Below are 14,819 nucleotides of genomic sequence, written 5' to 3' on the forward strand. Positions count from 1 at the left end.
GCTGTTTACACTTTTACTACATATAGACTTATCTTTAAAAAAGAGCAGATAAAATAGTATTTAATGTTTCACTAGAGCGCATTGCTTTTTCAGCTTTAGCTGGGTCAGCAAAATAATAACCACCAATATCCATTGCAGGACCTTGTGCACCATTTAACTCAGCAACAATTTTATCTTCTTGCTTAGTTAATGCTTGAGCAACACCAGTAAAAGCGGCTTTCAGCTCACCATCACTTGTTTGTGCCGCTAATTCTTGTGCCCAATACATCGCAAGATAAAAATGACTACCACGGTTATCGAGCTCACCCACTTTACGTGACGGAGACTTATTACTATCTAAAAACTTACCTGTGGCTTTATCTAAGGTATCAGCTAGGATCTGTGCTTTAGCATTACCTGTTGTAACACTTAAGTGTTCTAATGAAGCTGCTAATGCTAAAAACTCTCCTAAAGAATCCCAACGTAAATGATTTTCTTTTTCAAACTGCTGAACATGCTTCGGAGCACTACCACCAGCACCCGTTTCAAATAAACCACCGCCATTCATTAATGGAACAACTGACAGCATTTTAGCACTAGTGCCTAATTCTAAAATTGGAAATAAATCAGTTAAATAGTCACGTAAAACGTTACCTGTTACAGAAATAGTGTCTTCGCCTTTTAAAATTCGCTCTAAGGTAAATTTACAAGCATCAACAGGATTAAGTGTTCTAATATCTAAACCAGTTGTGTCATAGTTTGCTAAATAAGCATTAACCTTTTTAATCATTTCTCTATCATGAGCACGATTTTCATCTAACCAGAAAACAGCTGGCATTCCAGAAGCTTTAGCACGTGTTATTGCTAATTTAACCCAATCTTGAATTGGTAAGTCTTTAGCTTGACACATACGCCATAAATCACCAACTTCAACATTGTGCTCAAGTAAAGTTGTACCAAGCGCATCAACAACACGAACACTACCTTCAGCATCCATAACGAATGTTTTATCGTGTGAACCATACTCTTCAGCTTTTTGCGCCATTAAGCCAACATTAGGTACTGTACCCATAGTCGTTGGATCAAATGCACCATGTTCTTTACAGAAGTCAAAAACGGCTTGATAAACGCCCGCATAACAACGGTCAGGAATCATAGCTTTAGTATCTTTTAACTGTCCATCAGGTCCCCACATCATTCCAGAAGAACGAAGAGTTGCAGGCATAGAAGCATCAACAATAACGTCACTTGGCACGTGTAAGTTAGTAATACCTTTATCTGAATCAACCATTGCAAGCTCAGGACGATTAGCAAAGACATTAACTAAATCTGCTTCAATTTCAGTACGTTTAGCTTCAGGTAAACGTGATATTTTACTATAAACATCACCAATACCATTATTAGCATCAACACCGAGTTGCTCAAAAACTTCAGCATGTTTTTCAAATGCTTCAGCGTAAAAAACTTTTACTGCGTATCCAAAAATAACAGGATCTGATACTTTCATCATCGTTGCTTTTAAATGCAATGATAATAAAACATCTTCTTTCTTAGCATCTTCTATTGCTTGTTGGTAAAACTCAATTAACGCTGATTTACTTAATACAGATGAATCAATAATTTCACCTGTTAATAAAGCTAAGTTATCTTTTAAAACTTTAACGCTACCATCTTTAGCGACAAATTCTATTCTTGCATTGGTCGCATAGTTAACAGTAACTGATTGCTCTGAATCATAAAAATCGCCTTTAGACATACTTGCCACATGAGATTTAGAATCGCTTGACCAAACGCCCATTGAATGAGGATTTTTTTGTGCGTACTGCTTCACTGAAGCAGGTGCTCGACGATCTGAATTACCTTCACGAAGAACTGGATTTACCGCACTACCTTTGATCTTGTCATAAGTATACTTTATTGACTTTTCAGCTTCATTCTGTGCTTCTTCAGGGTAATTAGGTACTTCATATCCTTTTGCCTGTAACTCTTTAATTACGGCATGTAATTGAGGAACTGAAGCACTGATATTAGGAAGTTTAATGATATTTGCATTTGGATTAGTAACCATCTCTCCCAATTCAGCTAACGCATCATCAATACGTTGCTCTTTTGTTAAATACTTTGGAAAACTAGCTAGCACACGACCAGCTAAAGAAATATCACGTGTTTCAACATTTATACCAGAAGATGCTGTATAAGCTTGGATAATAGGTAATAATGAATATGTTGCTAAGGCTGGTGCCTCATCAGTAATAGTATAAATAATTTTTGAGTTATCTGTGCTCATGAGTTTCCTACTTTATTTAACTTAAGTTGATTAACCTATCAAATTGACTCAGTTTTTCTCATTCAATAAAAAATAAAGGGTATTAAGACGAGTGTTAGTTGTAGAGACTTATTTATTCTCTAGCAAAAACTAATAACACAGCTAACTACCTTTTAAATTCATTTCGAGAATAGATTTATGCAAATTGATATTATTGGCTAATCCTAAATATAATTTAGATTTAACATTTATTTTTCGCGCATTATATTATAATAATTTACGACGTATTAATATAGCTGAGTATAAGCACAAATCTCGTTATCCCGACTGAAATAAGATCAAAATGAACAACAACAAAGACCATACAAGATATAGAGCGAAACAACAAACAAAGGTACGACCAGATAAAAGTGAGCGCAAGATTGTACTCTTCAATAAACCTTTTGATGTTTTATGCCAATTTACCGATGAAAAACATGAAGGGAAACAACAACGAAAAACATTAAAAGACTATATTCCTATAGAAAGCGTCTATGCAGCAGGTCGGCTAGATCGAGATAGTGAAGGCTTATTAATGCTGACTAATGATGGAAAATTACAACATCAAATAGCTAACCCGAAAAAAAAGACAGCTAAAACCTACTGGGTACAAGTCGAAGGCAGTCCAACCGATAATGATTTAGCTATGCTACGTAAAGGCGTAATACTTAAAGATGGTATTACTTTACCGGCAAAAGTAAAAATAATGGAACAACCTAACATTTGGCCACGCACTCCACCTATACGAGAGCGCGCCAATATTCCAACAACTTGGCTTGAAATAACTATTACAGAAGGTCGAAATCGTCAAGTTAGACGAATGACAGCTCATATCGGCTATCCTACACTGCGCTTAATACGTTTTTCCATTGGTCAATGGACAATAAATAATATTGATAATGGTGCATATAAGGTAATTGATTAGATTAATGATAGTTGTTATTAACTATGGCTATTTAATCGCGATAATGAGCGTGCTATAATTCTGCGCCCATTTATTGCGTACATTCATTTTTTACGACCAAGAGTTTTTCAATGTCTATTGAGCTTCAAGATCCACAAAACAAAACACTAACGCCCTCATCACCACAAGCAACGAAAGTTATTGTTGGCATGTCAGGCGGAGTAGATTCTTCAGTTTCAGCCTATTTATTAAAAGAACAAGGCTATCAGGTTGAAGGCTTGTTCATGAAAAATTGGGAAGAAGATGACACCGATGAATATTGTGCAGCGGCACAAGATTTAGAAGATGCTCAAGCAATTTGTGATAAATTAGATATAAAATTACACACAATTAACTTTGCCACTGAATATTGGGACAATGTTTTTGAATACTTTTTGGCTGAATATAAAGCTGGTAGAACACCAAACCCCGATATAATGTGTAACAAAGAAATCAAATTCAAAGCTTTTTTAGAGTTTGCTTGTGAAGATTTAGGCGCTGATTATATTGCCACTGGTCATTATGTACAGCGTCGATTTACTAACAATCATTGGACCATGGTACGTGGTTTAGACAATAATAAAGATCAAAGCTACTTCTTATATACCTTAGATGAGAAGCAACTTTCACAAACATTATTTCCTGTTGGCGACATTGAGAAACCTCAAGTGCGTGCTATTGCTGAAAAAGCAGGATTAATTACGCATAACAAAAAAGACAGTACTGGGATTTGTTTTATAGGCGAACGTAAATTTAAAGATTTTTTAGGGCAATATTTACCCGCACAACCCGGTATTATTGAGTCAGCTGAAGGTGAAGCTGTCGGTCATCATGATGGTTTAATGTATCATACCCTAGGTCAACGTAAAGGTTTACGTATAGGTGGCTTAGCTAATGCTGGTGAAGAGCCTTGGTATGTTGTGGAAAAAGACTTATTACGTAATGTACTTATTGTTGGTCAAGGACATAATCACCCTCGTCTATTTTCAAAAGGTTTAATTGCTAATCAGTTACATTGGGTTGATCGAAAAGAATTATCTGCGCCAATAAAATGTACGGTAAAAACACGTTACCGACAAGATGATGTAGCTTGTACAGTGATGCCACTCGCACAATCAGAAATGAAAGATGACGATAATAGCCCACAATATCAAATTGATTTCGATGAGCCTCAAAGCTCAGTAACACCAGGCCAATCTGTTGTATTTTATCAAGGCGACGTTTGTCTTGGCGGCGGTATTATCAATACTCTTATTCGTTAATTATTTATTAACGAAAATAAACCTATTTAAAGAAGTAATTAAAGTAGCAATGAAAGATCAAACGATAACTTTAGCCGCCATTTTTCAAGCAGCATATCTGGTACAACAAGTTTCACGTACAGGGCAAGTTGATGAAAATGACCTGACCGTATTAGTCAACAGTATAACCATTACGTCGCCCGAGAATACCTTAGCAGTATATGGTGGAGATTTAGCTAATGTGAAATTGGGGCTCAAGCTGTTAATTAATCATTTAGGTGACCCATCAAGTGAGAATAGTAATAGCGAAGGTAAGAAAGTAAAAGATCCTGAGCTTACCCGCTACATTATTGGTTTAATCAATCTCGAGCGAAAATTAGCAAAACAACCAAAACAGTTAACAAAGCTCGGTGAACGTATTGATGCAAGTAAAAGACAAATAGACCATTACAGCATTACCAGCGATACACTTATCTCCAGCTTTGCTAGCATATATAGTGATATTATTAGCCCACTAGGAGCTCGTATTCAAGTAACTGGCGAGCCAACCATATTAAAACAATCTATAAATCAACATAAAATTAGAGCCTTACTCTTAGCAGGTATAAGATCAGCCGTATTATGGCGACAAGTGGGCGGTAAACGAAGAAGCATATTTTTTAACCGTAGTAAAATAGTAAAAACAGCACAACAGCTTGTTAATACTATTTAACCTATTTTGTAACCGTATTTTAAAAAGATACTTTTAACAAATACTATAAAACATAAATTTTTAACCTAGGAATACATCATGGAACTTTCAGCATTAACAGCTATATCGCCAGTAGACGGCAGATATGGCAGCAAAACAAGTGACTTACGCCCTATATTTAGTGAATTTGGTTTAACTAAATACCGTGTGACGGTTGAAGTACGTTGGTTACAGAAATTAAGTGCGACTAAAGCTATTGCAGAAGTACCTGTGTTTAGTGATACAGCAAATGACGTATTGAATAGCATTGTTAATAATTTCGACGTAGAAGATGCTTTGCGCATCAAGAAAATTGAAGCAACGACTAATCATGATGTAAAAGCGGTTGAATATTTTTTAAAAGAAAAAATTGCTGATAATGCTGAGTTAAATGCAGTAACTGAATTTATTCATTTTGCTTGTACTTCTGAAGACATTAATAACCTTTCTCATGGCTTAATGCTAAAAGAATGTAATGACAAGGTTTTATTGCCTGTCATTGATGAAATTCTTGCTGAAATTAAAGGTTTAGCAGTTGAATATAAAAATATTCCTATGATGTGTAGAACTCATGGGCAACCTGCTTCTCCTAGCACCTTAGGTAAAGAAATGGCGAATGTTTATGTACGTTTACAACGTCAACGTAAGCAAATTGCAGAAGTAGCATTACTAGGCAAAATAAATGGTGCTGTTGGTAACTACAATGCTCACCTAAGTGCTTATCCAGAAGTTAATTGGCATCAATTTGCAGATGAATTTGTTAGTTCATTAGGATTAACTTGGAATGCTTTTACAACACAAATAGAGCCACATGACTATATTGCTGAGTTATTTGATGCGATCGCTCGATTTAATACTATTTTGATCGACTTTGACCGTGATGTTTGGGGATATATTGCCCTAGGTCATTTCAAGCAAAAAACTATAGCAGGTGAAATTGGTTCATCAACAATGCCGCACAAAGTTAACCCTATTGATTTCGAAAATTCAGAAGGTAACTTAGGTATTGCTAATGCAATATTCAATCACCTTGCTCAAAAGCTGCCAATTTCTCGCTGGCAACGTGATTTAACTGACTCAACTGTTCTACGTAACTTAGGTGTTGGTTTTGGTCATGCACTTATTGCCTACCAATCAACATTAAAAGGCATTAGCAAATTACAAGTAAACGAAGAAAACCTAGCTAAAGAACTTGATAATAACTGGGAAGTACTAGCAGAGCCTGTACAAACGGTCATGCGTCGTTACGGTATTGAAAAGCCGTATGAAAAATTAAAAGAATTAACACGTGGTAAACGTGTTGATGGCAACTCTATGCGCGAATTTATTAATAACCTTGAGCTACCGGATAGCGTTAAAGCTGAATTATGTTTGTTAACTCCGGCAAGTTATATTGGTCGTGCTGTATCATTTATTGAAGAATTAGATTAATAATTCTAGTTAAGATAAAAATGATTAATTGTTAATAAAAAAAGAAGGCTAAAGCCTTCTTTTTTTATTCTGACTATATACTCTGAACTTGGTTTACCTACACACCACAAGCATAAGCCAAGGCTTTATTTTTTACGACACTATTCAGTCCAGGAACCTTACTAACCGCAAATAAGCTCGCATTTCTTAAGGTTTTAATTAATGGTGATGGGTGGCTAAATGCATGATATAAAACATCCATGGTTGATTGCATCAACAAATTATCCTTGCGCCTCATTCTTTCATAACGGCTTAATACAACTGTATTATGCCAACATTCGCCATTACCAATCGCACATGAAATTACAGTTTGTAATGCTTGAACATCTTTAAAACCTAAATTAACACCCTGCCCCGCCATCGGATTTATCGTATGGGCTGCATCACCTAACAACAGTACCCGCTTGTTCTGATAAGTATTGGCATGACGTCGAGTTAATGGAAAAGCTCCTTTATCGAGTACCTCTATTTGACCTAATCGTTTAGGAAAAACTGACAATATTTCTTGCTGCAATTGCTGGTTTGATAAAGCGGCCAATCGTTTAATTTCATCACGTTGATGATACCAAACCAAAGATGCATAACCACCAGTATCAACTTTATCTTTTGAACTTACATCATCAATCGTCTCTTGCGGCTTTGTAGTTTGTAATACTGTATTTTTTGATAATGGTAAAAATGCCACCGGACCTGTTGGTAAATATTGTTGCCAAGTAATATCTTGTTGAGATAACTCGGTTTTTACATTCACAAGCATAGCTGATTGCTGATAATCCCATGATGTAATTCCTATATTAACTAAGTCTCTTATTTGAGAATTAGCACCATCAGCCGCTATCACTAACTTGGCAGTTAACGTTATATGCTCTAGCACTAACGTCGCTTGATCACTGTTTTGAGATAACGAAATCAATTTTTCTGGGCAAAATACTTCAATATTAGATTGCAGCTTTATTTGTTGCCATAAAGATAATTGTAATAACCTATTTTCAGCAATATGCCCTAAATGAGCCTGACTAATATTATCAGCATTAAATTCAGTATAAGCATATTCTTGTTCCCAAACACCCAATCGTTTATAAGGACAAGCTCGCCATTGCATCACTTGTGTCCACGCCCCTAATTGCTCTAATAAATATTGAGAGGCTAGCGATATCGCTGAAACACGTAAATCAAAACTTTGTTCTTTCGTAAATGGTTGCGGCTGATGTTGCTCAACTAGAGCCACAGTCAATCCTAGCTGTGCTAATGCTAATGCACTTGCGGCACCTACCATGCCACCACCAATAACAACACAATCAAAGTCTTTCATTTTGCACTTATTTCCATTAAAAATGATAACGGTTATTGTATCGAAGAGCTTGAGTTAAACCTAGTGAAAATAGACAGAAATTAATTTCACCGAAACAACACGGAGTTTGCTCGAATGTTTGATTAAATTAATGTAAAATACGTCTCCTTTTATCGACAAATCAATTGGCATTCAATGTAAGTTGAGTAAATTAGATGTCGGTTTCTATCGTTAAACGAATATGTAAGAGTAAAATAAATGAGTAAAAAGCTATATATCAAAACTTGGGGCTGTCAAATGAACGAGTATGACTCGCAAAAAATGGCCGAACTACTAGATTCAACTCATGGTTTTGAACTAGCACAAGAAGCTGAAGATGCTGATGTGATTTTACTCAACACCTGCTCGATTCGTGAAAAAGCACAAGAAAAAGTTTTTCACCAACTTGGCCGTTGGAAAAATTTAAAAGACATTAACCCTAACTTAGTTATTGGTGTTGGTGGCTGTGTTGCCTCACAAGAAGGTGATGCAATTCGTAAACGAGCACCATTTGTCGATATGGTTTTTGGTCCACAAACCTTACACCGCTTACCTGAGATGCTTAATCAATTACAACATGGCTCGAAATCTATTGTTGATGTTAGTTTCCCTGAAATTGAAAAGTTTGATCGCTTACCTGAGCCTGTTGCCGATGGACCAAGCGCTTTTGTTTCAATTATGGAAGGTTGTAGTAAATACTGTACTTTCTGTGTTGTACCTTATACTCGTGGTGAAGAAGTTAGTAGACCTCTTGATGATGTATTATATGAAATAGCGCAACTTGCTGAGCAAGGTGTACGTGAAGTTAACTTATTAGGACAAAATGTTAATGCTTACCGTGGTGAAATGCATGATGGTAGTATTTGTCGTTTTGCAGACTTAGTACGCTTAGTTGCAACCATTGATGGTATTGACCGCATCCGCTATACCACTTCACACCCTGTTGAATTTACTGATGATATTATTGACGCATATGCTGACGTACCAGAATTAGTCAATCATTTACACCTGCCAGTACAAAGTGGTTGTGATAGAATTTTAACGCAAATGAAACGTGGGCATACGGCAATTGAGTATAAATCTCAAATTCGTAAATTAAAAAAAGTACGACCTGATCTTTGTATGTCTTCTGATTTTATCATCGGTTTCCCTGGTGAAAGCAATGACGACTTTATGGATACCATGAATTTAATTGAAGCCGTTAATTTTGATCTAAGTTTTAGCTTTATTTACAGTGCTCGTCCTGGTACGCCAGCAGCTGATTTACCTGATGATATTAGCGATGAGATCAAGAAAGAACGTCTAGCGCTATTACAAGATAAAATTACGCAACAAGCATTACGTATTGCCAGACAAATGTTGAATACAGAGCAACGTATTTTAGTTGAAGGTCCATCAAAGAAAAACCCGATGGAGCTCCGTGGTAAAACTGAAAACAACCGCACAGTTAACTTTGTGGCACCACATTCTGTGATTGGCCAATTTGTTGATGTAAAAATTACCGATGTTTACGCTAACTCTTTGCGTGGCGAGTTAATTCGTCAAGAAAGTGAAATGGGCCTTCGTATAGCGCATTCACCAGCTGATATATTAGCGAATAACCATCATAAAACATCAAAATCAATCATAAGTAATATTGATGATTTAGGTGTTGGCACTTATAACCCTGCAAGTTAAAACATTGTTATTAATACTAGATGAACATATAAAATACTGGATAATATTTTGACTGATAAATCACTAGAGCAAACAAGTAAACAAGATAACCATCAATTAAGCCTAGAGCCTGTTGATAACGCTCGTCAGGCTAATTTATGTGGTCCTATGGATGATCACCTCAAAACAATTGAACGTCGTTTAGGGGTTAAAATTAGTTACCGTGGTAGTCAATTTACCGTTTTAGGTAAAGATAGTCATTGTATTGCCGTTATTAATTTATTAAAAAATCTGTATATAGAAACAGCTCCCGTAAAAGGACAACATAAAGAAATAACCAGTGAAATGGTGCATCTTGCAATTATTGAAGCTGATATGATGGAGCAAGATAGCGCAACCGATACTTCAAACAACACTAAAGAAGCGTCAGAGTTAGGTGCTAACTATGAAAAAATGGTTACCATTAAAACTAAACGTGGTGTAGTTAAGCCTCGTAATGGTAACCAACAAACCTATGTACAAAATATAATCACCAATGATATTAGTTTTGGGGTCGGTGTTGCAGGAACAGGTAAAACTTATCTTGCAGTCGCTTGTGCTGTAGATGCATTAGAACGACAAGAAGTTCGTCGCATACTTCTAACTCGCCCTGCTGTCGAAGCGGGGGAGAAACTTGGCTTTTTACCTGGTGATTTATCACAAAAAATCGATCCTTACTTAAGACCGCTTTATGATGCATTATTTGAAATGTTAGGCTTTGAGCGTGTTGAAAAGTTGATTGAACGTAATGTTATTGAAATAGCCCCTTTAGCCTATATGCGTGGTAGAACATTAAATGATGCCTTTATTATTTTAGATGAAAGTCAAAATACAACAGTTGAACAAATGAAAATGTTTTTAACACGTATTGGCTTTAATTCTAGAGCGGTTATCACAGGGGATATAACACAAGTTGATTTACCTAAATACCAAACGTCAGGTTTACGTGATGCTATAGAAGTGTTACAAAACATTAATGGTATTAGCTTTAATTTTTTCCAATCGAAAGATGTTGTTCGTCACCCTGTTGTCGCTAGAGTAGTTGATGCTTATGAGTCTCATGAACAAGAATTAAATAGACAAAAAAAATTAAAAGAAAATAAATTAAGTAGTACTGAGTAATGAAACATATTGTTGATTTACAAAATGCCTGTGATGCGCAGAATCTACCTACTGCTGAACTTTTTCAACAGTGGGTTAATGCAGCATTAACAACTGTTACAGAAAAAGAGTTTGAGTTAACTATACGTCTGGTAAATGCACAAGAAAGCCAGCAACTTAACAAACAATATAGACAAAAAGATAAACCGACTAATGTGTTATCTTTTCCTTTCGAAGTCCCTGAAGGCATTGAACTCAACTTGTTGGGTGATTTAATCATTTGCTCTGAGGTTGTCGAAGAAGAATCAAAGCAACAAAAAAAAGCATTATTTGATCATTGGGCACATATGGTAATACATGGATGCTTGCATTTATTAGGATATGATCATATAAACGATACTGATGCAAATGAAATGGAAGCGCTAGAAATTAAAATTTTAGCTACATTAGCCATTAATGATCCATATAACGTATAAATTAATATAGGAAATACCCAAGCTCTATGAGCGATGACAACCCCCACTCGAATAGCGGTTCAAAGAAGAAATCATTTTTTCACAACTTTATGCATATGTTTCGTCTTGAACCGAAAAATAAAAATGACCTCGTCGACGTATTAACTGGTGCTGAGGGTCGTGAACTTATAAACCCTGAAACCAAACTAATGATTGAGGGCGTTTTAGGTGTATCAGAGATGCGTGTTCGCGATATCATGATCCCGCGTTCACAAATGGTTACTATTGATAGAAACCAAAGTTTAGATGAGTTCTTACCAATAATTTTAGAGTCTGGACATTCAAGATTCCCTGTCGTTAATGAAGATATTGATCATGTAGATGGTATTTTATTAGCTAAAGATTTAATCGCTTTTGGTTTTAATAGCGTTAACTTAGGCATAGATGACAAAGAATTTAGTTTAAATAACATAATTCGCCCAGCCATCATTGTACCCGAAAGCAAAAAAGTTGAGCCTTTGTTAAAAGAGTTTCGCTCTAATCGTTATCATATGGCATTAGTTGCTGATGAATATGGTGGTATTTCAGGTGTTATTACAATAGAAGATATTCTTGAACAAATTGTTGGTGAAATTGAAGATGAAACCGATGAAGATATTGAAGAAGATATTAAAGTACTCGCTGGTAACGTCTATTTGGTTCGAGCATTAACCGAACTTGAAGATTTTAACAGTTATTTTAACAGTGATTTTGACGAGAAATCAGCGGATACGATCTCAGGCGTTATTTTACAAAATTTACATCATATGCCACGAAAAGGTGAACAAGTAACTATTGGCAACTTTGAGTTTAAAGTAGTAGCTGCCGATACTCGATGTATGCAAATGTTACAAGTAACCGTTAATAAAAAACATACAATCAATGGTAAAGTGAGTGACTAAAATAAACGTTAACATAGTCTATTCACGTTTACTGAAAAAACTACAAAATAAAGATTATTGGCTTAGTTTCTTAACTGGCTTAAGCTTAGTTTTCGCTTATGCCCCTTTTTCGCAGTGGTATTTAGCCTTATTTCTTCCTGCTTTTGTTTTTTACAAAATACGTAATACTTCACCTAAAAAAGCAGCCAAATTCATGGCCTTATTTGCCTTTGGGTGGTTTGCTAGCGGTATTAGTTGGGTTCATGTCAGTATTGACCAATTTGGTGGTCTGCCCTTAATTATTTCATTAGCCTTAATGCTGCTACTTTGTCTTTATTTGACAATATTCCCTGCTCTTGCTGCTTACCTAACCGCCCGGTTTTCCAATAACCAGCAATTAAACTTATGGCTATTACCTTCATTTTGGCTTATTTGTGAATATCTACGTAGTGTAGTCCTTACTGGCTTTCCTTGGTTATCATTAGGGTATAGCCAAATAGACAGTCCTTTGGCGAGCTTAGTTCCCTTAATTGGTGAGGTAGGGGTAACAGCGATTGTCTTATTGATAAATATATCTTTAGTTAAAATTTTTATCGCATTAACACAGCAAAAACGTGGGAAATTGGTACTCCCTACAAGTATTATTTGTTCATTGGCTTTGCTTAGCTTTGTTTTATCTCAAATGATATGGGTGGAAACGAATGGTAAAACCACTAAAGTAGCGCTAGTTCAAGGGAATATTGCACAATCAATAAAGTGGTCGCCTGAACAAGAGTGGCCAACCATGCTCAAGTATTTAGATCTTACCCGCGTAAATTATGATGCCGATATTATAATTTGGCCTGAATCAGCAATTCCGGCATTAGAGCCTACAGTTCAAGACTATTTAACCACTGTAAACGATTCCGCTCTATTAAATAATAGTGCTATTATTACCGGAATTCTTAATTATAACTTTGAAAGTAAAGAGTATTTCAATAGTTTAATTACTCTAGGAAAAGCACAGCCGACAGATGAAATAAGCTATTACTATAATCATCAAAACCGTTATTCTAAACACCATTTATTACCTATTGGTGAGTTTGTCCCTTTTCAAGAATTATTACGTCCATTAGCTCCTCTTTTTAATCTCCCTATGTCTTCTTTTAGTCGAGGTGATTATGTTCAACCTAACTTAGTCGCTAACGGTTTACACTTACTACCGTTACTTTGCTTTGAAATCGCCTTTCCTCATCAATTAGCCGCTAATTTAACACCTGAAACTGATTTACTGCTAACAGTCAGTAATGATGCTTGGTTTGGTCATTCTCATGGGCCACATCAACATATGGAAATTGCACGTATGCGCGCATTAGAATTTGGCAGACCATTATTACGAGCAACAAATAATGGTATTACTGCTATTGTTGACCATAATGGCGACTATATTGCTCGCATTCCACAATTTAAAGAAGGTGTATTAAAAGCTGATGTACCATTAGTGGTAGGAAAAACACCTTATAGCCAGTGGCCAAGATTAATATTATTACTAATTATTTTAGTACCAATGGTATTTATTTTTATTAAACAAAGAATAATACCAAACAAGTAAGCATTAGAATCTCTAGTTATTCTAATGGCTAAAAAGTAAACTAATCTTGTTTTGAATGTAATATTACCTTATTGCGACCATTTTCTTTTGCATTATAAAGCGCCGAATCTGCACACTCAATCCAAGCTGCTGGCGTTTTTATGCTTGCATCTACTTCAGCTACGCCAATACTCACAGTATAACTAATTTTAATATCATTATAATTCACAACGGCTGTTTCTACTGCTCTACGCAGACGTTCAGCGAAAACATAAGCACTTTTTAATTCAGTATCAGTGAGTAAAATAGTAAATTCTTCACCACCATAACGACCAGAAATATCAGTCTCACGTGCCTGTTCTTTGATTAACGCTGAAATATGCCGAAGAACTTCATCACCGACTAAATGGCCATAGCTATCATTCACATTTTTAAAGTGATCAATATCAAGCATCACTAACGAACAAGGGTGTTGGCTTCTAATCCAACGTTTGTATTCTGCTTGTAAACAACTTTCCCAATGAGTGCGATTAAATAAGTTAGTTAAACCATCTGTTTGACTTAAAATAGCAAGCTCGGCATTTGCCTTTTCTAAACTCATTTTATGTATAGCATTATCGGTTACATCATAAACAAGTAAGCAAAGATGTGTTATTTCACCCGTAGAAGAAGCCAATGGAATAAACGTCGAGTTTTGATACATAAACTCAGCACTACCGGTTACTGGACGATAGCTATCAAACTTAAATAAATAAGGTCGCTGTTCCCAAATAGTAAACGCTTTATTCTTTAATAAAAATACCGACTCAGCTTTGCGTTTAAACCAATCTTTAGGGATTTCATCAAAGAGATCAAAAAGTATTTTTCCTTTTACTTCTCTAGGCAAATAACCACTATGATTTTCCATAAAACCGTTAAACAGTTGAATTTTATATTCTGTATCTAAAACAACTAAGCCAACGTCAATGCTGTGAAGCATTTCCATTAACCAGTGTAATTCATTTAACTGCGAGGTTTCTAACGACATACGGTCTAATCCTACTTTCTAAGTATAACGGTTTAAATTTATTCAACGAGTAA

12 protein-coding genes are annotated in these 14,819 nt (G+C 35.7%); 9 read left to right on the forward strand and 3 right to left on the reverse strand.

What is annotated here, in order from left to right:
- Positions 1-34 precede the first annotated feature (34 nt).
- The gene (locus tag KO509_RS17615; RefSeq protein ID WP_215974569.1) at positions 35-2,266 is read right to left on the reverse strand and encodes an NADP-dependent isocitrate dehydrogenase; all 2,232 of its coding nucleotides are present in this window, start codon (positions 2,264-2,266) and stop codon (positions 35-37) included.
- A 322-nt stretch (positions 2,267-2,588) separates the two neighbouring features.
- On the opposite strand from KO509_RS17615, the gene KO509_RS17620 reads away from it, so the two are divergent.
- From KO509_RS17620 to purB, 4 genes are all read left to right on the forward strand, one after another.
- The gene (locus tag KO509_RS17620; RefSeq protein WP_215974570.1) at positions 2,589-3,209 is read left to right on the forward strand and encodes a pseudouridine synthase; all 621 of its coding nucleotides are present in this window, start codon (positions 2,589-2,591) and stop codon (positions 3,207-3,209) included.
- A 110-nt stretch (positions 3,210-3,319) separates the two neighbouring features.
- The gene (mnmA, locus tag KO509_RS17625; protein WP_215974571.1) at positions 3,320-4,489 is read left to right on the forward strand and encodes a tRNA 2-thiouridine(34) synthase MnmA; all 1,170 of its coding nucleotides are present in this window, start codon (positions 3,320-3,322) and stop codon (positions 4,487-4,489) included.
- A gap of 49 nt (positions 4,490-4,538) precedes the next feature.
- Positions 4,539-5,180: a high frequency lysogenization protein HflD gene (hflD, locus tag KO509_RS17630; RefSeq protein WP_215974572.1), complete on the forward strand. Its 642-nt coding sequence runs from the start codon at positions 4,539-4,541 to the stop codon at positions 5,178-5,180.
- A gap of 78 nt (positions 5,181-5,258) precedes the next feature.
- Positions 5,259-6,629, forward strand: coding sequence for an adenylosuccinate lyase (gene purB / locus KO509_RS17635; RefSeq protein ID WP_215974573.1), 1,371 nt, complete (start codon positions 5,259-5,261; stop codon positions 6,627-6,629).
- A 97-nt stretch (positions 6,630-6,726) separates the two neighbouring features.
- On the opposite strand, the gene KO509_RS17640 is transcribed toward purB, so the two are convergent.
- The gene (locus tag KO509_RS17640) at positions 6,727-7,980 is read right to left on the reverse strand and encodes an FAD-dependent oxidoreductase (RefSeq protein WP_215974574.1); all 1,254 of its coding nucleotides are present in this window, start codon (positions 7,978-7,980) and stop codon (positions 6,727-6,729) included.
- Between the two features lie 237 nt (positions 7,981-8,217).
- On the opposite strand from KO509_RS17640, the gene miaB reads away from it, so the two are divergent.
- From miaB to lnt, 5 genes are all read left to right on the forward strand, one after another.
- On the forward strand, positions 8,218-9,675 hold the full coding sequence (gene miaB, locus KO509_RS17645) for a tRNA (N6-isopentenyl adenosine(37)-C2)-methylthiotransferase MiaB (RefSeq protein WP_215974575.1): 1,458 nt from the start codon (positions 8,218-8,220) through the stop codon (positions 9,673-9,675).
- A gap of 147 nt (positions 9,676-9,822) precedes the next feature.
- Positions 9,823-10,815, forward strand: coding sequence for a PhoH family protein (locus KO509_RS17650; protein ID WP_215974630.1), 993 nt, complete (start codon positions 9,823-9,825; stop codon positions 10,813-10,815).
- A complete protein-coding gene (gene ybeY, locus KO509_RS17655; protein ID WP_215974576.1) occupies positions 10,815-11,270 on the forward strand; it encodes an rRNA maturation RNase YbeY in 456 nt (151 codons plus the stop codon). Before KO509_RS17650 ends, ybeY begins: the two co-directional genes overlap by 1 nt.
- 26 nt (positions 11,271-11,296) lie before the next feature.
- Positions 11,297-12,190, forward strand: a complete 894-nt coding sequence (locus tag KO509_RS17660; RefSeq protein ID WP_215974577.1) for a transporter associated domain-containing protein — start codon at positions 11,297-11,299, stop codon at positions 12,188-12,190.
- Complete coding sequence (lnt, locus tag KO509_RS17665; protein ID WP_215974578.1) at positions 12,183-13,760, forward strand: apolipoprotein N-acyltransferase; 1,578 nt, start codon at positions 12,183-12,185, stop codon at positions 13,758-13,760. The genes KO509_RS17660 and lnt overlap by 8 nt, the downstream gene beginning before the upstream one ends.
- A 40-nt stretch (positions 13,761-13,800) precedes the next feature.
- Here the strand turns inward: lnt and KO509_RS17670 are convergent, their stop codons facing one another.
- Positions 13,801-14,766 (reverse strand): diguanylate cyclase, encoded by a 966-nt coding sequence (locus KO509_RS17670; protein WP_215974579.1) that lies wholly within the window; start codon positions 14,764-14,766, stop codon positions 13,801-13,803.
- Positions 14,767-14,819: the final 53 nt, after the last annotated feature.

The sequence above is a fragment of the Colwellia sp. C2M11 genome (assembly GCF_018860915.1).
Taxonomy (GTDB): Bacteria; Pseudomonadota; Gammaproteobacteria; order Enterobacterales; family Alteromonadaceae; genus Colwellia.

Coding starts and splice junctions, on each gene's coding strand:
- KO509_RS17615 (WP_215974569.1), bottom strand. CDS start 2,266: ATGAGCACAGATAACTCAAAAATTATTTATACTATTACTGATGAGGCA.
- KO509_RS17620 (WP_215974570.1), top strand. CDS start 2,589: ATGAACAACAACAAAGACCATACAAGATATAGAGCGAAACAACAAACA.
- mnmA (WP_215974571.1), top strand. CDS start 3,320: ATGTCTATTGAGCTTCAAGATCCACAAAACAAAACACTAACGCCCTCA.
- hflD (WP_215974572.1), top strand. CDS start 4,539: ATGAAAGATCAAACGATAACTTTAGCCGCCATTTTTCAAGCAGCATAT.
- purB (WP_215974573.1), top strand. CDS start 5,259: ATGGAACTTTCAGCATTAACAGCTATATCGCCAGTAGACGGCAGATAT.
- KO509_RS17640 (WP_215974574.1), bottom strand. CDS start 7,980: ATGAAAGACTTTGATTGTGTTGTTATTGGTGGTGGCATGGTAGGTGCC.
- miaB (WP_215974575.1), top strand. CDS start 8,218: ATGAGTAAAAAGCTATATATCAAAACTTGGGGCTGTCAAATGAACGAG.
- KO509_RS17650 (WP_215974630.1), top strand. CDS start 9,823: ATGGATGATCACCTCAAAACAATTGAACGTCGTTTAGGGGTTAAAATT.
- ybeY (WP_215974576.1), top strand. CDS start 10,815: ATGAAACATATTGTTGATTTACAAAATGCCTGTGATGCGCAGAATCTA.
- KO509_RS17660 (WP_215974577.1), top strand. CDS start 11,297: ATGAGCGATGACAACCCCCACTCGAATAGCGGTTCAAAGAAGAAATCA.
- KO509_RS17670 (WP_215974579.1), bottom strand. CDS start 14,766: ATGTCGTTAGAAACCTCGCAGTTAAATGAATTACACTGGTTAATGGAA.